The sequence below is a fragment of the Micromonospora echinospora genome (assembly GCF_014203425.1).
Taxonomy (GTDB): domain Bacteria; phylum Actinomycetota; class Actinomycetes; order Mycobacteriales; family Micromonosporaceae; genus Micromonospora; species Micromonospora echinospora_A.
Window position 1 is genome coordinate 924,636 of record NZ_JACHJC010000001.1, and the last position, 17,319, is coordinate 941,954.

Here is a 17,319-nt window from a genome sequence, read left to right on the forward strand (position 1 = left end):
AGTCTTCACAAGTTTGTGAAACGAGCGTAGCTTCTGAACTATGGAAACGGCAATCGATGTGTCCGGCCTGGTGAAGACCTTCGGCCGCACCCGGGCTCTCGACGGGCTCGACCTGACCGTCCGCACCGGGGAGGTGCACGGCTTCCTGGGCCCGAACGGCTCCGGCAAGTCGACGACCATCCGGGTGCTGCTCGGCCTGCTGCGGGCGGACGCGGGGGCCGTCCGGCTGCTGGGCGGCGACCCCTGGCGGAACGCGGTGGCGCTGCACCGCCGCCTCGCGTACGTGCCAGGAGACGTCACGCTCTGGCCCAACCTCAGCGGCGGCGAGGTCATCGACCTGCTCGGCCGGATGCGCGGCGGGCTCGACCCGAAACGCCGCGCCGAACTGCTGGAGTCGTTCGAGCTGGACCCGCGCAAGAAGGGCCGCACCTACTCCAAGGGCAACCGGCAGAAGGTCGGCCTGGTCGCCGCGCTCGCCTCCGACGTCGAACTGCTCATCCTCGACGAGCCGACCTCCGGGCTCGACCCGCTGATGGAGGAGGTCTTCCAGCACTGGGTCCGCCGGGCCGTCCACGACGGGCGCACCGTGCTGCTGTCAAGCCACATCCTGGCCGAGGTGGAGGCGCTCTGCGACCGGGTGACGATCATCCGGGCCGGGCGGGCCGTGGAGTCCGGCACGCTCGGCGACCTGCGCCACCTGCACCGCACCGCCATCGACGCCGAGGTCGCCGCGCCGCTCGACGGCCTGGCCGACCTGCCGGGCATACACGACCTGCGGGTCGACGGGCGGCGGGTGCGCTTCGACGTCGACACCGCGGCGCTCGACGCCGCGCTGCGCCGGCTCACCGAACTGGGGGTACGCAGCCTGGTCAGCACGCCGCCCACGCTGGAGGAACTGTTCCTGCGGCACTACGAGACGGCGGCCTCCTCCGACGCGGCGTCCTCTTCCGAAGCGGCGCGCCCCGAGACGGCGGACCGGTCATGAGCACGCTCACCGGCACCCGTCACCTGGTCCGGCTGATCCTGCGCCGGGACCGTCTCCTGCTGCCGCTGTGGGTGCTCGTGCTCGCGGTGCTGCCGATGACGTACGCGGCCAGCTTCTTCGAGCTGTTCCCGACCGCCGCCGAGCGGGCCGCGTACCTGGAGGGCACCGCCCGCAACCCGTCCATCGTCGCGCTGCTCGGCCCCGCCTACGGCGACAGCGTCGGCGGGCTGACCGCCCAGCGCAGCGGCTTCCTGCTGCTGATCGTCGCGCTGGCCAGCCTGCTCACAGTCATCCGGCACACCCGCACCGAGGAGGAGGCCGGTCGGCGGGAACTGCTCGGCGGCAACGTGCTCGGGCGGCACGCCGGGCTGACCGCCGCGCTGCTCGTCACGTACGCGGCGGATCTGCTGCTCGGCCTGCTCACCGCCGCCGGGCTGGTCGCGACCGGGCTGCCGGTCGGCGGCTCGGTGGCGTACGCGCTCGTCACCGTGCTGACCGGCGTCGTGTTCGCCACGCTCGGCGGGCTGGCGGCGCAGTTGACCGAGACCGCCGGTGGGGCGCGGGGCATCGGGCTCGCCGGTCTGGGCGCCGCGTTCGGGCTGCGCCTGGCCGGGGACACCGCGAGCAACGACTGGCCGAGCTGGCTCTCCCCGCTGGGCTGGGCCGCCCGGGCCCGCCCGTACCAGGGGGAGCGGTGGTGGGTGCTGCTCCTGCCGCTGGCCGCCACGGCGCTGCTCGCGGCGCTCGCGTACCCGGTCTCGGTCCGTCGTGACCTGGGCGCGGGCGTGCTGCCGCCCCGACTCGGCCCGGCCACCGCCGGTGGTGGCCTGTCCGGCCCGTTCGGCCTGGCCTGGCGGCTGCACCGGGGGCAGATCCTCTGGTGGTCGGTCGGGTTCGGCCTGCTCGGCCTGATTCTCGGGGGCGCGGCCGAGGCGGCCGGCCGGTCCGTCGAGGGGAACCCGCGGATGGAGGAGATCGTGGCCCGGCTCGGCGGGGCGTCCGGCATGGCCGACGCGTACCTGGGCGTGACGCTGAGCCTGGCCGGGCTGGCCGCCGCCGGTTACGGCATCCAGGCCGCGCTGCGGATGCGCGCCGAGGAGTCCGCCGGGCACGCGGAGCCGGTGCTCGCCACCGGCACCCGCCGCTCGACCTGGCTGCTCTCGCACGTGACGTTCGCGCTGCTCGGCCCGGTGGTGGTGCTCGCGGTGACCGGGCTGGCCACCGGCCTGACGTACGGCCTGAGCACCGGCGATGTGCCCCGGCAACTGGGCCGGATGCTCGCCGCGGGCCTGACCCAGGCGCCTGCGGTGTGGGTGCTGGCCGGGCTCGCCGTGCTGCTCTACGGTCTGCTGCCCCGGCTCGCGCCGGCCACCTGGGCGGTGCTGGCGGTCTGCGTGCTGCTCGGGCAGCTCGGCGCGGTGCTGGAGCTGGACCAGTGGCTGCTGGACCTGTCCCCGTTCACGCACACCCCGCAGGTGCTCCGCGACGCCTGGACCCCCACCCCGCTCTACGTCCTGACCGCCCTGGCGGTGACCCTGGCCACAACCGGCCTGCTCACCTTCCGCCGCCGCGACCTCCCCGTCCTCTAGCGGCGTTGATCTTGCACTTGTGGCCCCGACAAAGGGTGTGAATCACCCGAGCGGAGGGCCGCAAGTGCAAGATCGCGAGGTCAGGGGGTGGCTTCGTTGCGGATCATCAGGGCGCTGCGCAGGCCGGTGATGTCCAGGACGCGGATCAGGAAGTCGCCGACGTTGCTGAGCATCAGCAGGCTGCGCGCGTGACTGGCCTTGCGGCTGAGCACCACGAGCGTGCCGAGGCCCTGCGAGTCGCAGAACGTGACCCCGGCGAGGTCGAGCACGATGCGCGGGGGCGGATCCGCCAGCACCTCGTTGACCACCGTCGAGAGCTGGGCGGCCGTGAGCATGTCGATCTCACCGGCCAGACGAAGCACGGCTTCGTCACCGGTCCGCTGTACGGTGATGGACAGTTCGGCACGATCCACCCGGTCAGCCTATCGCGATCTCGACCATCGGGCCTGTCGAGCGGATCGCGGGCGGCCTGCCGCCGCTCACCGGGGTGAGCCTGGTAACCCCCGTCGCGGGGTGCGTGCCAGGCAGTACTCCGACGCTGACACAATGGGCCCATCGTGACCGAGACGCTTTCCGCCGGATCCGGCCGCTACCCGGCCGACGCCCCGGCCTCCGAGGCCCTGTTCGACCGCGCCAAGGCCCTCGTGCCCGGCGGGGTGAACTCCCCCGTGCGCGCGTTCCGTGCCGTCGGCGGCACCCCGCGCTTCATGGTCCGGGGGGAGGGTCCCTGGCTCTTCGACGCCGACGGTCGTCGGTACGTCGACCTGGTCTGCTCCTGGGGCCCGCTCATCCTCGGCCACGCGCACCCGGCAGTGGTGGAGGCGCTACGTGAGGCCGCCGCGCTGGGCACGAGCTTCGGCACGCCCACGCCGGGCGAGGTGGACCTGGCCGAGGAGATCGTCGCGCGGACGCCGGTGGAGCAGGTGCGCCTGGTCAACTCCGGCACCGAGGCGACCATGTCGGCGATCCGGCTGGCCCGCGGCTTCACCGGCCGCGCCAAGATCATCAAGTTCGCCGGCTGCTACCACGGCCACTCGGACGCGCTGCTCGCCGCCGCCGGCTCCGGCGTGGCCACGTTCGGCCTGCCCGACTCGCCCGGCGTGACCGGGGCGGCGGCCGGCGACACGATCGTGCTGCCGTACAACGACCTGCGCGCGGTCGAGGAGGCGTTCGCCGCCCAGGGCCCGCACATCGCCGCGATCATCACCGAGGCCGCCGCCGGCAACATGGGCGTGATCGCGCCCCGGGACGGCTTCAACGCCGAACTGGCCCGGATCGCGCACGCGCACGGCGCGCTGCTCATCGTCGACGAGGTGATGACCGGGTTCCGGGTCTCCCGCGCCGGATGGCACGGCCTCGACCCGTCGGACGCGGACCTGTGGACGTACGGGAAGGTCATGGGTGGGGGCCTGCCCGCCGCGGCGTTCGGCGGGCGCGCGGAGATCATGGCGAAGCTCGCCCCGGCCGGCCCGGTCTACCAGGCCGGGACGCTCTCCGGTAACCCGCTGGCCTGCGCGGCCGGACTGGCCACGCTGCGGCTGGCCGACGACGCGCTCTACCGGCGGCTCGACGAGACCTCCGCCGCGCTGGGCAAGCTCACCACCGAGGCGCTGTCCGCGGCCGGTGTGCCGCACCGCCTCTCCACCGCGGGCAACATGTTCTCGGTCTTCTTCACCGACGCGGACGTGCGTGACTACGACAGCGCCCGCACCCAGGTGGTGCCGGCGTTCAAGGCGTTCTTCCACGCGATGCTCGCCGGTGGCGTCTACCTGCCGCCGAGCGCGTTCGAGTCGTGGTTCGTCTCGACAGCGATCGACGACGCCGCGTGGGAGCAGATCTCCGCCGCCCTGCCGGTGGCGGCGCGGGCGGCGGCAGCGGCAGGACACGGGGGGTAACCAATGGCGGAGACCGTGGTGCACGTGCTGCGGCACGGCGAGGTGCACAACCCGGACGGCATCCTCTACGGCCGTCTGCCCGGGTTCCGCCTCTCCGAGCTGGGCGTGCAGATGGCCAAGGCGGCGGCGCAGGCGCTCGCCGACCGGACCGTGGTGCACGTCGTGGCCAGCCCGCTGGAACGCGCCCAGCAGACCGCCGAGCCGATCGCGGCCCAGTTCGGCCTCTCCGTCGGCGTCGACGAACGGCTGATCGAGAGCGCGAACTGGTTCGAGGGCAAGAAGGTCTCGCCCGGTGACGGCTCGTTCCGTGACCCGCGCAACTGGTGGGTGCTGCGCGACCCGGTGACCCCGTCCTGGGGTGAGGCGTACCGGGTCATCGCCGAGCGCATGTTCGCCGCGCTGCACGCCGCCCGCGTCGCCGCCGAGGGCCGCGAGGCGGTGCTGGTGTCGCACCAGCTCCCGATCTGGACGCTGCGCCGGCACGTCGAGCGCAAGCGGCTCTGGCACGACCCGCGCCGCCGCCAGTGCGGCCTGGCCAGCCTCACCTCGTTCCACTTCGACGGCGCCAAGATCGTCGGTATCGGGTACTCCGAGCCGGCCGCCCACCTCGTCTCGATCTCGCCGACCGCCCGGACGGCCAAGGGGGCCTGATGCTCACCCGGAGGCTCGCCGCCGCCCTGCTCGCCGCCGTCACCGCCGGTACGGCGCTGGTCGGCTGCACCTCCGGCAGCGAGGAGAGCCGTTGCGCGGCCGATGGTTCGGTCGTCACGTGCGAGCCGGGCCAGCGCTCGAAGACGCCGAAGGTCAGCGGTGAGCTGCTCACCGGCGGCGGCTACGACATCTCCCGGGACCGCGGCCAGGTCGTCGTGGTCAACTTCTGGGGCTCCTGGTGCGCGCCCTGCCGCGCCGAGGCCGACGACCTGGAGGACACCTACCAGGCCACCAAGGGCTCCGGCGTGTCGTTCCTCGGCATCAACGTGCAGGACAGCAAGGACAAGGCGCTCGCCTTCGAGGAGGGCCGGGTCACGTACCCGAGCATCTTCGACCCGGCCAGCCGGCAGGCGCTCAACTTCGACATCCCGCCGAACACCACCCCGGCGACTGTCGTGCTCGACCGCGAGGGCCGGATCGCCGTGGTGATCCGCCGGGCCGTCACCCGCGACGAGCTGCGGCCGATCGTCGAGAAGATCGCCGCCGAGTCGCCGGCGCCGAACGGCGCTCGCTGATGGGCGAGACGTTCCGCCAGCTCGCCGAGTCCGGACCGCTGCTCTTCGCGGTCGGCGCGGCGGCCCTGGCCGGTCTGGTCAGCTTCCTGTCCCCGTGCGTGCTCCCGCTCATGCCCGGGTACCTGTCGTACGTGACCGGCCTGGCCGGCGCCGACCTGGAGGGTGTAAGGAAGGGCCCCCTGTTAACGCCTCCGGTAGAGGAAGGGCCCCTTGTTAACAGCGGCGCCGGCGCGAGCGGCACCGCGGGTGGCGGCGGCGGGGGTGGCGTGGGCGTCGCCGAGCGGGCGGCGCCGCAGCGGACCACCGCGGCCGTCAAGGGCCGCGTGCTCGCCGGCACGCTGCTGTTCATCGCCGGCTTCACAGTCGTGTTCGTCGCCACCGCGATCCTCTTCTCCGGCGTCGGCAAGCTCTTCTTCCGGTACGAGCGCACGCTGGAGATCGTCATCGGCGCGCTCGTGGTGGTGCTCGGGCTCGGCTACCTCGGGGTGATTCCCGGAATGCAGCGGGAGTTCCGGATCCGCTGGCTGCCCTCCGCCGGGCTGCTCGGCGCGCCGGTGCTCGGCGCGGTCTTCGCGCTCAGCTGGCTGCCCTGTACCGGCCCCACGCTCGGCGCGGTGCTCGGCATGGCGGCCACCGAGGGCGGGACCGACCGGGCCGTGGTGCTCGCCGTGGCGTACTGCCTGGGGCTGGGGATACCGTTCGTCGTCTTCGGGCTGGGCTTCCAGCGCCTGCTCGGGGTGTTCCGTGCAGTCCGGCGCAACAGTCGCTGGGTCACTCGTATCGGTGGCGCCCTGCTGATCGCGATCGGCCTGGCGCTGATCACCGGCGGCTGGGTGAACGTGGTGATCTGGTTGCAGACGAACGTGGGCGTGGGCGAGGTGAGCATCTGATGACGACCGTTGACGACCGGCCGTCGACCCCTCCGGCGCAGGCGCCCCGGCGGGTCAATCCGGTGCTGGCCCTGCTGCGCAACTCGTGGCGGCAGCTCACCAGCATGCGTACCGCGTTGATCCTGCTGTTCCTGCTCGCCGTCGCGGCCATCCCCGGCTCGGTGCTGCCGCAGCGCGGCGTCAACCCCGAACGAGTCAACCAGTGGTTCGTCGACCACCCCGACCTCGCGCCCCGGCTGGACCAGATCGGCGCGTTCGAGGTCTTCGGGTCGGCCTGGTTCTCCGCGATCTACCTGCTGCTGTTCACCTCGCTGATCGGCTGCATCCTGCCCCGGGCCCGCGACCACGTCCGCGCGCTGCGGATGAAGCCGCCGGCCGCGCCGAAGCGGCTCGAGCGGCTGCCCCAGCACGCGGTGCTGGAGGCCCCGGCCGCCGCCGATCCCGAGGCGATCGCGGCGGTGCTGCGCCGCCGCCGGTGGCGGGTCACCGTGCGCGGCAACGAGGTCTCCGCCGAGAAGGGCTACCTCAAGGAGACCGGCAACCTGCTCTTCCACGTGTCGCTGGTCGCCGTCCTGCTCGGGGTGGCGCTCGGTTCCTGGTACGGCTGGCACGGCAACCGCATCCTGGTCGCCGGCGAGGACAACGCGTTCTGCAACACCCGCCAGCAGTACGCCGAGGCGTCGCTCGGCCCGCGCGTGGACAGCTCCGACCTGCCGCCGTTCTGCCTGACGCTGGAGAAGTTCGAGGCCGACTACCTGCCGTCCGGGCTGGCGTCCCGCTACTGGGCCACCGTCACGGTGGACGAGCCGGGCGGCGCGGAGCGGACCGCCGGTTTCTCGGTCAACTCGCCGCTGCGGCTCGGCTCGGCGAACGTCTACCTGCTCGGCAACGGCTACGCGCCGCTGCTGAAGTACACCGACAAGTACGGCCGTAGCCAGACCAGCGACGCGCCGTTCCTGCGTACCGGCGACTCCAACGCGACCGAGGAGGGCGTGGCGATCTTCCCGGACGCCAACGTCGACCCGAAGACCGGCGCGCGGGCCCCGGACCAGCAGATCGCCTTCGACGGGCTCTACCTGCCCACGGGGCCGGAGAGCGCGCCGTACGTGGCGTCGCAGTATCCGGCCGAGCGGAACCCGATGGTGAACCTGACCGCGTACCGGGGGAACCTCGGCATGGACGCCGGCATCCCCGGCTCGGTCTACGCGCTGGACCGGCGGCAGATCGACGACGGCAAGCTCAAGGAGATCGGCACCAAGCTGCTGCGGCCGGGGGAGAAGTGGACCCTCGACGACGGCAGCACGCTGGAGTTCGTCGGCACCAAGCCGTACATCACGCTCGCGGTCCGGCACGCGCCCGGGCAGACGCTGCTGCTGGTGGCCAGCGGCACGCTGCTGCTGGGCCTGATGGGCTCGCTGTTCGCCCGGCGTCGCCGGGTGTGGTTCCGGGTTTCGCCCCCGGAGGGTGGATCTCCGACGGGCGGTAGTAGTTTGGTGGAGGCCGGTGGGCTGCCGCGCACCGAGCACCCAGGGTTCGCCGACGAGTTCGCGCAGCTCGTCGCCGCGGTGAGCGGCGACGCGCCGGACGCGCGGCGGGCGCGAGAAGGAGACGAGTGATGTCCGCACTCTCCGACCAGCTGGTCGCGTACGCGATCCTGGTGTACCTGATCGCGATGATCAGCCACGCCGTGGAGTTCGCGCTGGGCAACGCGCGGAAGGCTCCCGCGGCCGCACCGGCGAGGGAGCTTGTCGGCGCGGGCGTCGGCGGGGCCGGCGGCACCGTCGACGAGCCGGTCGTCCCGGGCACGCCGCCGCGGCCGGACCGCTCCGCCGCGCGGGCCGTGCTGGCCGGCCGGATCGCCGGCTGGCTCACAGTGCTCGCCGCCGCGCTGCACCTGGGCGCGGTGGTCACGCGGGGCGTCGCCGCCGACCGGATGCCCTGGGGCAACATGTACGAGTTCGTGCTGACCGGCACCTGGATCGGGATGGCGGCCTGGCTCGTCGTGCTCTGGAAGCAGCCGTGGCTGCGCCGGCTCGGGCTGTTCCTGACGCTGGTGATGGTGCTGCTGCTGGCGTTCGCCGAGCTGAAGCTCTACGTGCCGATCGAGCCGCTGATGCCGGCGCTGCAGTCGTGGTGGTTCATCATCCACGTCTCGACGATCATCTTCGCCTCGGGCATCTTCCTGCTGGGCGTGGTGCCCGCTGCCGCGTACCTGATGCGGGCCGGCTGGGAGCAGGGTCGCCGCAGTTTCCCGTACACCCTGGCCCGCCGCCTTCCGGAGGCGGCCGGGCTGGAGCGGTTGACCTTCACCCTGCACGCCTTCTCGTTCCCGATCTTCACCTTCGCGGTGATCGCGGGCGCGATCTGGGCCGAGGCGGCCTGGGGTCGCCCCTGGGCCTGGGACCCCAAGGAGACCTGGGCGTTCATCTCCTGGGTGGTGTACGCGGGCTACCTGCACGCCCGGGCCACGCCGAGCGTGAAGCGCAACGTGGCCACCTGGATCGCCATCGTGGGCTTCCTGACCGTGATGATGAACCTGTTCGGCGTGAACTTCTTCTTCACCGGTCTGCACTCGTACGCCGGGGTGGAGTGACCGGGCGCGCGCTCAGCACCTCGTCCACCCGGCGCGTGACCTGGTAGGCCACCTCCGGCAGGTCGGCCAGTTCGAGGCGGTCGGCCCGGAGCGCGAACTGGGAGTGCAGTTCGCGGGCCACCGCGTCGCGGATCTCTGCTTGGAGCGGGCTGAGGCCGTCCGGGTCACCCACCATGTACGCGTCATCCATCCGCCGATGATGACCCGCCGTCGGCGATCCTGTCAGTGACGAAGAACGTAGGACTACACTTCTTAGAACTGTAGTTATAAGAAGTGTGAGCCTGTATGCCGCTGCTCGGAAAGCCCGCAGAGATCTTCGACCGGGATGTCGAGTGGGCCGAACTCGCCCGGTTCGTGGCCGACGACCGGCCCGGCGCGACTCTCGGCGTGGTCAGCGGCCGCCGGAGGCAGGGCAAGACCCTGCTGCTGTACCAACTGGCGCAGGCGAGCGGCGGCTTCTACTTCGGCGCGACCGAGGCGACGTCGACGGAATCGCTGCGCCGGCTGGGTGAGGCGCTCGGCGCGTACTCCGGGGCGCCGGGACCCGTCCACCTGCCGGACTGGGCCGCGGCGGTCGACGCGTTGCTCGCGCTGGGACGGGACCGTCCCGTCACTGTCGTCCTCGACGAGTTTCCGTACCTGGTGCGGGCGGCGCGTGACCTGCCGTCGATCATCCAGCATGCGCTGACACCGGGGCGTCCGGAACGGACCGGGTCCCGGGCGCGGTTGTTGTTGTGCGGCTCGGCGCTGTCCTTCATGGGAGGACTGCTCGCCGGGTCGGCGCCGCTGCGCGGGCGCGCCGGGCTGGAGCTGCCCGTGCAGCCACTGGACTTCCGCGCCGCGGCGGCCTTCTGGGAGATCGACGACCCGCTGCTCGCGGTGCGCGTCTTCTCCGTCGTCGGCGGCACGCCGGCTTACCGCCGGGAGTATGTGCAGGACGACACTCCGGCCGGGCCGGACGACTTCGACGCGTGGATCGTGCGTACCGTCCTGAACCCGGCCCGGCCGCTCTTCCGCGAGGCCCGATACCTGCTGGCCGAGGACCCGGACCTACGGGACACGGCGCTGTACCACTCGGTTCTCGCCGCCGTCGCGGAAGGGAACGCCAGTCGTGGCGGCATCGCCGGCTACATCGGGCGGAAGGCGACCGACCTCCAGCACCCGCTGACCGTGCTGGAGGATGCCGGACTGCTGCTGCGTGAGCCCGATCCGTTGCGCAGCGGTCGTAGCAGTTACCGGATCACCGAGCCGTTGATCACCTTCTACCAGGCCGTGATGCGCCCGGCGTGGACGGCTCTGGAGCAGCGGCGCGGCCCCGACGTCTGGCGTCGCTCGCAGCGTCGCTACGCCAGCGCGGTTCTCGGGCCCCGGTTCGAGGAGATCGTGCGGCAGTGGTCGCTGCGCTTCGCCGAACCGGAGTTGCTCGGTGGGCACGTCGCCGAGGTGAGCGCCGCGACGCTGACCGATTCGGACACCCGGACGCGTCACGAACTCGACCTGGTCGCGATGGGAGAGCCGCCCTCGGGCGACGGCCCCCGCCCGCTGCTGGCGATCGGTGAGGTGAAGTGGGGCCGTCGGCTTGGTCGGGCCGACCTCCAGCGGCTGGAGCGGATCCGCGCCGTGCTGGTACGGCGACCCGGCTTCGACGCGTCCGGGGCACGGCTGCTGCTGGCGAGCGGCCACGGCTTCGATGACGATCTCGTCGACACCGCCGACGGACGGCCGGACGTGGTGCTTGTCGACCCGGCTCGCCTCTACCGGCGCTGAGCGGGCCTCAGCCGCCGAACCAGCCGGGGACGTCGAGGCGGAACACGTCGGCGGGGACCATCCGGCGCAGGTCGTCCTCGATGGCGGCGACCCGGTCCGCGCCGAGCGTGGCCGCCCAGCGGTCGCGTAGCTCGTCGAAGACCACCGCCGAGCGGTGCAGCCCGTCGCGGCCCTTCGCGGTCGTCCGGACCAGCTTGCGGCGGGCGTCGCCGGGGTCGTCCACGCGTTCCAGGTAGCCGAGCGCGACCAGCCGGTCCACCGTCTTGCCTGCGGCCTGCTTGGAGACGCCGAGGCGCTGGCCGAGGTCGGAGGCGGTGGTGCCGGCCGGGCCGACGGCCTGGAGGACGAAGCCGTGGGCCGGGCGCAGCTCGGGGTGCCCCTGGCGGGCCAGCTCGGCGTGCAGGTCGTCGACGAGCGTACGGAAGCCGGCGAGCAGGAGCAGCGGCAGCGCGAAGCCGGGGCGGTCAGGCGTTGCCATGTTCGACAACCACGTTTACTATTTCGTCAACCACGTTGACCATCTTACGAGAGGGGCACAGTCATGTCCCGCTTCACCGCGTACGAGCCGGACACCGCGCCTGCCGCCGCCCGCCCGGTCATGGCCGGCGTACGCCGCACGCTGGGTCACCTGCCCGCCGCCGTCGGCCTGATGGCCGGCTCGCCCGAACTGCTCAAGGGCTTCCTCGCCGCCAACGCCGCGTTCGAGGCCACCGACCTCGACCCGGTCGCCCGGGAGGTGGTGGTGCTCACCGTCGCCACCCGCAACTGCTGCCACCTCTGCGTGGCGATGCACACCGCGACGCTCGTCCGGCACGCCGCCGCGCCCGAGCTGATCGAGGCGCTGCGGACCGGTACGACGCTGCCCGATCCCCGGCTGGAGGCGCTGCGCCGGTTCACCGTGGCCGTGCTCGACCACCGGGGCGCGGTCCCCGACGCCGACCTGGACGCGCTGCTCGCCGCCGGATGGCAGCCCCGGCACGCGCTGGACGTGGTGCTCGGCGTCGGCACGTACACCATCTCCACGTTCGCGAACCGGCTCACCGAGGCGCCGCTCGACGCGCCGCTGGCCGCGTACGCCTGGACGCCGGCGGCCTGAGCTGCGGGTGTTAAGAAGGGGCCCCTCCTCTACCGGAGGCGTTAAGAGGGGGCCCGTCCTTACCTCCGCAGGAGGGTGCGGGAGGATGGCGGCATGGCGGCTCGCTTCCCGTACACCGATCTCAAGGATTTCCTGGCGGCGCTGGAGCGCGCGGGCGAGCTGCGGCGGGTGAGCACGCCGGTCGACCCCACGCTGGAGATCAGCGAGATCGTCACCCGCACCGTCCGGGCCGACGGGCCGGCGCTGCTGTTCGAGCGTCCCACCCGGGGTGAGATGCCGGTGGCGATCAACCTGTTCGGCACCGAGAAGCGGATGGCGATGGCGCTCGGGGTGGAAGACCTCGACGAGATCGGCGCGCGGATCGGCGACATGCTCAAGCCGGAGCTGCCGCAGGGCTTCTCCGGGATGATGGGCGGCCTCGGCAAGGTCATGCAGCTCAAGTCGATGCCGCCGAAGAAGGTCAAGACCGCTCCCTGCCAGCAGGTCGTCTACCGCGGCGACGACGTCGACCTGAACCGGCTGCCCGGGTTGCAGGTGTGGCCCGGCGACGGCGGGATCTTCCACAACTTCGGGCTGACCCACACCAAGCACCCGGAGACCGGCAAGCGCAACCTCGGGCTCTACCGGCTCCAGCAGCACAGCCACAACACGATCGGCATGCACTGGCAGATCCACAAGAACTCCACGGCGCACCACGCGGTCGCCGAGCGGCTCGGCCAGCGGCTGCCGGTGGCTATCGCGATCGGCGCGGACCCGGTGGTCGCGTACTCGGCCAGCGCGCCGCTTCCGGCCGACATCGACGAGTACCTGTTCGCCGGGTTCCTCGCCGGTGAACGGGTCGAGATGGTCGACTGCCTGACCGTTCCGCTGCAGGTGCCGGCGCACGCGCAGATCGTGCTGGAGGGCTACATCGAGCCGGGCGAGCGGCTTCCCGAGGGCCCGTTCGGCGACCACACCGGCTTCTACACGCCGGTCGAGCCGTTCCCGGTGATGCACATCGAGTGCATGACCATGCAGCGCGACCCGGTCTACCACTCGATCGTCACGTCCCAGCCGCCGCAGGAGGACCACGGCCTCGGCAAGGCCACCGAGCGGATCTTCGCGCCGCTGCTGCGCTTCCTGATCCCGGACATCGTCGACTACGACCTGCCCGCCGCCGGTGTGTTCCACAACTGCGCGATCGTGTCGATCCGCAAGCGCTACCCGAAGCACGCGCAGAAGGTCATGAACGCGATCTGGGGCGCGCACATGATGTCGCTGACCAAGCTGATCGTGATCGTGGACGAGGACTGCGACGTGCACGACTACAACGAGGTCGCGTTCCGCGCCTTCGGCAACGTCGACTACGCCCGCGACCTGCTGCTCACCGAAGGGCCGGTGGACCACCTCGACCACGCCTCGTACCAGCAGTTCTGGGGTGGCAAGGCCGGCATCGACGCGACCCGCAAGCTGCCCGAGGAGGGCTACACCCGGGGCTGGCCGGAGGAGATGCGGATGTCGCCCGAGGTGGTCTCGCTGGTGGACAAGCGCTGGAAGGAATACGGGATCTGATGACGGCGGCGGTACAGGAACGGCCCGGCCGGGTCGCGTCCTTCCTCAAGCTCGTCGCCATCGAGCACTCGGTCTTCGCGCTGCCGTTCGCGTACCTGTCGGCGCTCACCGCCATGCAGCTCAACGGCGGGCGGGTGGACTGGCTCGACCTGCTGCTGATCACGGTGGCGATGGTCGGCGCGCGGACGTTCGCCATGGCCGCGAACCGCATCCTCGACCGGCGGATCGACGCGCGGAACCCGCGTACCGCGAACCGGGAACTGGTCACCGGGGCGGTGAGCGTGCGCACGGCCTGGACCGGCGCGGCCGTCGCGCTCGTGGTGTTCCTGGCCGCCGCCGCCCTGCTCAACCCGCTCTGCCTGGTGCTCGCGCCGCTCGCCGTGGTGCCGCTCATCGTCTACCCGTACGGCAAGCGGTTCACCAACTGGCCGCACGCCATCCTCGCGGTGGCGCAGGCGGTCGGCCCGGTCGGCGCCTGGCTGGCGGTCACCGGCACGCTCGACGGCTCCGGCCCGGCCTGGCTGCTCGGCGCCGCCGTCGGCCTCTGGATCGGCGGCTTCGACCTGATCTACGCCTGCCAGGACGCCGACGTGGACCGGGAGATCGGAGTGCACAGCGTCCCCGCCCGGTACGGGCTGCGCTTCGCGCTGCACGCCTCGACGGTCGCGCACGTGGTGACGTTCGCGTTGTTCGTCTGGTTCGGCGCGTGGGTCGGCTTCGGCTGGCTGTGGTGGATCGGGCTGGCGCTGACCGCTGTCGCCTTCGCCTACCAGCACATGGTGGTCAGCCCCACCGACCTGAGCAAGGTCAACCGGGCGTTCTTCACCGCCAACGGCTTCGTCGGTATCGCGTTGTTCGTCCTCGCGCTGCTCGACCTGGTGGTCCGGCTCGGCCTGCGCCCCTGACCCGGGTCGCCGGTCAGGACGCCGGGGTGACCGGGTAGCGGGCGCTCTCCAGCGTCCAGTCCACGGTGCCGCGAACGGCGGCGGCCAGGCCGTCGAGGTGGATGGCGACGGCGTCGTCGAGCGTCGGCCCGAACGACGGCGCCGCTGCCCGGAGCGCGGTGAAGCGGTCCATCTCGGCCCGCCAGTGCCCGGCCACCAGGTCGACCGCCGCCGGCAGCAGCACGGCCCGCTCGGCGGCCACCGCCAGCACCAGGTTGTGCCCGCCGCCGGTGGCGTGGTCGCGCTCCAGCGAGGCGATGTCGTTGAACCAGGAGAGCAGGTCGTTGGCGAGGTCGGCGAGCCGCCGCAGCGCCGGGTGGTGGTAGACCGCGTCGGGCAGCGGGCGTCCGGACGCGAACTCGATGAGCGGGTACGACACGTACGCCGCCGAGGTGGCCCGGCGCAGCCGCACGTACTCGGCGACGCCCGGTGGACGGCCGGACCCGGTGGCGGCGGCCTCCCGGTGGACGCCGTCGAGGTGGTTGGCGACCGCGTCGGCGAAGCGCAGCCGCCAACGTGCCGGCATCCGGCGGCGGGGCTCGCGCCACGCCTGCACCAGGAGGCGGCGCAGCGGGCCGGAGAAGCCCGGATGGCGGGCTCGCGGCCCCTCGCGCAGCAACGCGAGCGCGCCGTCGCGCAACGCGCGGATCTGCCCCGGCGCCAGCCCGTCCCGCCCGTCGCAGGCGTCGTCGACCAGGAAGAACCAGGTGAACAGCGCGGTCAGCACCCGCAGGTCCGCCTCGGTGGCGTCCGGGTAGAGGCGGCCGGCGTACCGGGCGAACCCGGCCCGCGCCAGCCGCCGCCGGGTGACCGGGTCGGGTGGCAGGCCGAGCCGGTCGACCAGCTCCACCAGCCAGCCCTGCACGTCGTCCGCGTACGGGGAGATGCGGGGCGTGATGGGGCAGTCGGAGCGCAGCGCCCGCAGCACCGCCGCCGTCATCACCGGCCCTTCCCACGGAAGTGGATTTGCCGATCGAAGAATTTCACGTCGAGGGAAGCTCCGTGAACCCACTGGACATCCCGGGCAGGCCGCCCGAACGGGGGTCGTCGCCCGTCGCCCGCGGCGACCAGGCACGCTTGAGGACATGCGCGAACCATGGGTGGTGGGTGTCTCCGGGGCCTCGGGCACGCCGTACGCGGCGGCGGTCGTCCGGGCACTGCTCGACGCCGGCCAGGCGGTGGACCTGATCGTGTCCCGGGCGGCCCGGCTGACAGTGCTGGACGAGACCGGCCGGCCCTTCCGGGACGGGCACTGGGCCGAGGACCTGGCCGCCTGGCTCGACCGCGACCTCACCGGCGCGGACGTGCGGCACTGGCCCGCCGGTGACCTGGCCGCCGGCCCGAGCAGCGGTTCCTACCGGGTACGCGGGATGGCGGTGGTGCCGGCCAGCACCGCCGCGTGCGCCGGCATCGCCATCGGGCTCTCCAAGGATCTGCTCCAGCGTGCCGCCGAGGTGAACCTCAAGGAGCGCCGTCCGGTCGTGGTGGTGCCCCGGGAGACCCCGGTGACCCGCAGCCACCTCGAGCACCTCATCGCGCTGCACGACGCCGGAGCCGTGGTGCTGCCGGCCAGCCCGGGCTTCTACGGCGCCGGGGCGGCGGCCTCCGCCGGGCAACTCGTGGACTTCGTGGCCGGCAAAGTGCTGGACGCGCTGGGCGTCCCGCACACGCTGTTCCGGCGGTGGGCCGGCGAGCTGGCCGCCGGTCGCCGGGAACCCGGCCCGGCCTGACCGGACCCGGCGTACGACGAGCGGGGCGCGGCCTCGATCGGACCGCGCCCCGCCCGTTCAGTACATGCCGGCGTTCGCCGGGCCGGGGCCGGTGGAAGCGGTCGGGCCCATGTTGCGGGCCTTGCCCATGTCCTCCGCCTCGTCCAGCATGCCCTCCCCCTCGAGCAGGGCCCGCACCTCGGATTCCCGAAACCGGCGGTGCCCTCCTGGAGTCCGGATACTGCCGATCCGGCCGGCCGCTGCCCATCTGGTCACGGTTTTCGGGTCAACCCGAAACAGCGCAGCGACCTCACCCGGTGTCAGCAGGCGATCTCCAGTGTCCACAGCCCCCTCCTCGCGTCGACGAAGCCCCCGGCTGAACACACTGCCCCCGGCCGGTGCGAGCCCAGAGCCGTCATGAGGGACGTATGGCAATTACAGCACCGGCTACCGGACGTGTCCGCCAAACGCGAAAAACGCACACACTGGGAAGTTAGGAAATGGTACCGGCGGAGAACCCCCGTGACCGCACGTTTGTGATAGGCGACCGTACCTCACGGGGCATCCGGTGCCCGCCGTGTCAGGTCGCCGTCGAGCGGATAGGGTCACTCTCCGTGGACACGATCGACCTGAGCCTCGTGGAGTTGCTGCGGGGCAACGCCCGCCTGTCGTACGCCGAGCTGGCCCGTCAGGTCGGCCTCTCCGCCCCGGCCGTGCACGAGCGGGTCGGCAAGCTGGAGTCCAGCGGCGTCATCCGGGCGTACCGGGCCGAGGTCGAGCCGGAGTCGATCGGGCTCGGCGTCACCGCGCTGATCGGCATCGTCGAGGACTCCGACGCGGACACCGACGACGTGCTGGAGTCGTTCCGCCGCATCCCCGAGATCGAGTCCTGCTACTTCATGGCCGGTGTCGAGTCGTTCCTGCTCAAGGCGCGGGTCGGCACGATCGCCGAGCTGGAGCAGCTGATCGTCCGGCTGAACCGGACGGCGGGTGTGGCGTCCACCCGTACCAGCATCGCGCTGTCGACCAAGTGGGAGAACCGCCCTCAGCCGCTGGAACTCCCCACCACCTGAC

Annotated in this window: 19 protein-coding genes; 14 read left to right on the forward strand and 5 right to left on the reverse strand. The window is 72.3% G+C overall.

Going from position 1 to position 17,319, the window contains the following annotated elements; translation table 11 throughout:
• Positions 1-40 precede the first annotated feature (40 nt).
• Positions 41-985 (forward strand): ABC transporter ATP-binding protein, encoded by a 945-nt coding sequence (locus tag FHU28_RS04425; protein WP_184681152.1) that lies wholly within the window; start codon positions 41-43, stop codon positions 983-985.
• Positions 982-2,574, forward strand: coding sequence for an ABC transporter permease (locus FHU28_RS04430; RefSeq protein ID WP_184681154.1), 1,593 nt, complete (start codon positions 982-984; stop codon positions 2,572-2,574). The genes FHU28_RS04425 and FHU28_RS04430 overlap by 4 nt, the downstream gene beginning before the upstream one ends.
• Before the next feature lie 80 nt (positions 2,575-2,654).
• Here the strand turns inward: FHU28_RS04430 and FHU28_RS04435 are convergent, their stop codons facing one another.
• On the reverse strand, positions 2,655-2,987 hold the full coding sequence (locus FHU28_RS04435; RefSeq protein WP_174536628.1) for an STAS domain-containing protein: 333 nt from the start codon (positions 2,985-2,987) through the stop codon (positions 2,655-2,657).
• 144 nt (positions 2,988-3,131) lie between these two features.
• Here FHU28_RS04435 and hemL point away from each other — a divergent pair, with 144 nt between their 5' ends.
• The 6 genes from hemL to ccsB are packed head-to-tail and all read left to right on the forward strand — an operon-like array spanning position 3,132 to position 9,178.
• Entirely contained in the window at positions 3,132-4,469 is a 1,338-nt protein-coding gene (gene hemL / locus FHU28_RS04440; protein WP_184681156.1) for a glutamate-1-semialdehyde 2,1-aminomutase, read from the forward strand.
• A gap of 3 nt (positions 4,470-4,472) precedes the next feature.
• Positions 4,473-5,120 (forward strand): histidine phosphatase family protein, encoded by a 648-nt coding sequence (locus FHU28_RS04445; RefSeq protein WP_184681158.1) that lies wholly within the window; start codon positions 4,473-4,475, stop codon positions 5,118-5,120.
• Positions 5,120-5,695 carry a TlpA family protein disulfide reductase gene (locus FHU28_RS04450; RefSeq protein ID WP_184681160.1) on the forward strand — a complete coding sequence of 192 codons (576 nt, stop codon included), beginning with the start codon at positions 5,120-5,122 and terminating at the stop codon, positions 5,693-5,695. The genes FHU28_RS04445 and FHU28_RS04450 overlap by 1 nt, the downstream gene beginning before the upstream one ends.
• Positions 5,695-6,585 (forward strand): cytochrome c biogenesis CcdA family protein, encoded by an 891-nt coding sequence (locus FHU28_RS04455; RefSeq protein ID WP_184681162.1) that lies wholly within the window; start codon positions 5,695-5,697, stop codon positions 6,583-6,585. Before FHU28_RS04450 ends, FHU28_RS04455 begins: the two co-directional genes overlap by 1 nt.
• On the forward strand, positions 6,585-8,201 hold the full coding sequence (gene resB, locus FHU28_RS04460; RefSeq protein ID WP_184681164.1) for a cytochrome c biogenesis protein ResB: 1,617 nt from the start codon (positions 6,585-6,587) through the stop codon (positions 8,199-8,201). The genes FHU28_RS04455 and resB overlap by 1 nt, the downstream gene beginning before the upstream one ends.
• Positions 8,201-9,178 (forward strand): c-type cytochrome biogenesis protein CcsB, encoded by a 978-nt coding sequence (gene ccsB / locus FHU28_RS04465; protein WP_184681167.1) that lies wholly within the window; start codon positions 8,201-8,203, stop codon positions 9,176-9,178. The genes resB and ccsB overlap by 1 nt, the downstream gene beginning before the upstream one ends.
• Here ccsB and FHU28_RS04470 read toward each other — a convergent pair.
• On the reverse strand, positions 9,144-9,368 hold the full coding sequence (locus FHU28_RS04470; RefSeq protein WP_184681169.1) for a hypothetical protein: 225 nt from the start codon (positions 9,366-9,368) through the stop codon (positions 9,144-9,146). The two genes, ccsB and FHU28_RS04470, sit on opposite strands and share 35 nt — an antisense overlap.
• A 95-nt stretch (positions 9,369-9,463) precedes the next feature.
• On the opposite strand from FHU28_RS04470, the gene FHU28_RS04475 reads away from it, so the two are divergent.
• Positions 9,464-10,945 (forward strand): ATP-binding protein, encoded by a 1,482-nt coding sequence (locus tag FHU28_RS04475; protein WP_184681171.1) that lies wholly within the window; start codon positions 9,464-9,466, stop codon positions 10,943-10,945.
• Between the two features lie 7 nt (positions 10,946-10,952).
• On the opposite strand, the gene FHU28_RS04480 is transcribed toward FHU28_RS04475, so the two are convergent.
• Positions 10,953-11,423 carry a MarR family winged helix-turn-helix transcriptional regulator gene (locus FHU28_RS04480; RefSeq protein ID WP_184681173.1) on the reverse strand — a complete coding sequence of 157 codons (471 nt, stop codon included), beginning with the start codon at positions 11,421-11,423 and terminating at the stop codon, positions 10,953-10,955.
• Between the two features lie 63 nt (positions 11,424-11,486).
• Between FHU28_RS04480 and FHU28_RS04485 the strand changes: the two genes are divergently transcribed.
• From FHU28_RS04485 to mqnP, 3 genes are all read left to right on the forward strand, one after another.
• Positions 11,487-12,041, forward strand: coding sequence for a carboxymuconolactone decarboxylase family protein (locus tag FHU28_RS04485; RefSeq protein WP_184681175.1), 555 nt, complete (start codon positions 11,487-11,489; stop codon positions 12,039-12,041).
• A 93-nt stretch (positions 12,042-12,134) separates the two neighbouring features.
• A complete protein-coding gene (locus tag FHU28_RS04490; protein WP_184681177.1) occupies positions 12,135-13,592 on the forward strand; it encodes a menaquinone biosynthesis decarboxylase in 1,458 nt (485 codons plus the stop codon).
• Complete coding sequence (mqnP, locus tag FHU28_RS04495) at positions 13,592-14,497, forward strand: menaquinone biosynthesis prenyltransferase MqnP (RefSeq protein ID WP_184681179.1); 906 nt, start codon at positions 13,592-13,594, stop codon at positions 14,495-14,497. Before FHU28_RS04490 ends, mqnP begins: the two co-directional genes overlap by 1 nt.
• 13 nt (positions 14,498-14,510) lie before the next feature.
• Here the strand turns inward: mqnP and FHU28_RS04500 are convergent, their stop codons facing one another.
• Positions 14,511-15,476 carry a terpene synthase family protein gene (locus tag FHU28_RS04500; RefSeq protein ID WP_184681181.1) on the reverse strand — a complete coding sequence of 322 codons (966 nt, stop codon included), beginning with the start codon at positions 15,474-15,476 and terminating at the stop codon, positions 14,511-14,513.
• A 145-nt stretch (positions 15,477-15,621) separates the two neighbouring features.
• Between FHU28_RS04500 and FHU28_RS04505 the strand changes: the two genes are divergently transcribed.
• The gene (locus FHU28_RS04505; protein WP_073826460.1) at positions 15,622-16,266 is read left to right on the forward strand and encodes a UbiX family flavin prenyltransferase; all 645 of its coding nucleotides are present in this window, start codon (positions 15,622-15,624) and stop codon (positions 16,264-16,266) included.
• A 57-nt stretch (positions 16,267-16,323) separates the two neighbouring features.
• Here FHU28_RS04505 and FHU28_RS04510 read toward each other — a convergent pair whose 3' ends face one another.
• Complete coding sequence (locus tag FHU28_RS04510; RefSeq protein WP_013473529.1) at positions 16,324-16,590, reverse strand: BldC family transcriptional regulator; 267 nt, start codon at positions 16,588-16,590, stop codon at positions 16,324-16,326.
• Between the two features lie 269 nt (positions 16,591-16,859).
• Between FHU28_RS04510 and FHU28_RS04515 the strand changes: the two genes are divergently transcribed.
• On the forward strand, positions 16,860-17,318 hold the full coding sequence (locus FHU28_RS04515; protein ID WP_073826456.1) for an Lrp/AsnC family transcriptional regulator: 459 nt from the start codon (positions 16,860-16,862) through the stop codon (positions 17,316-17,318).
• The last annotated feature ends 1 nt before the right edge of the window (position 17,319 follow it).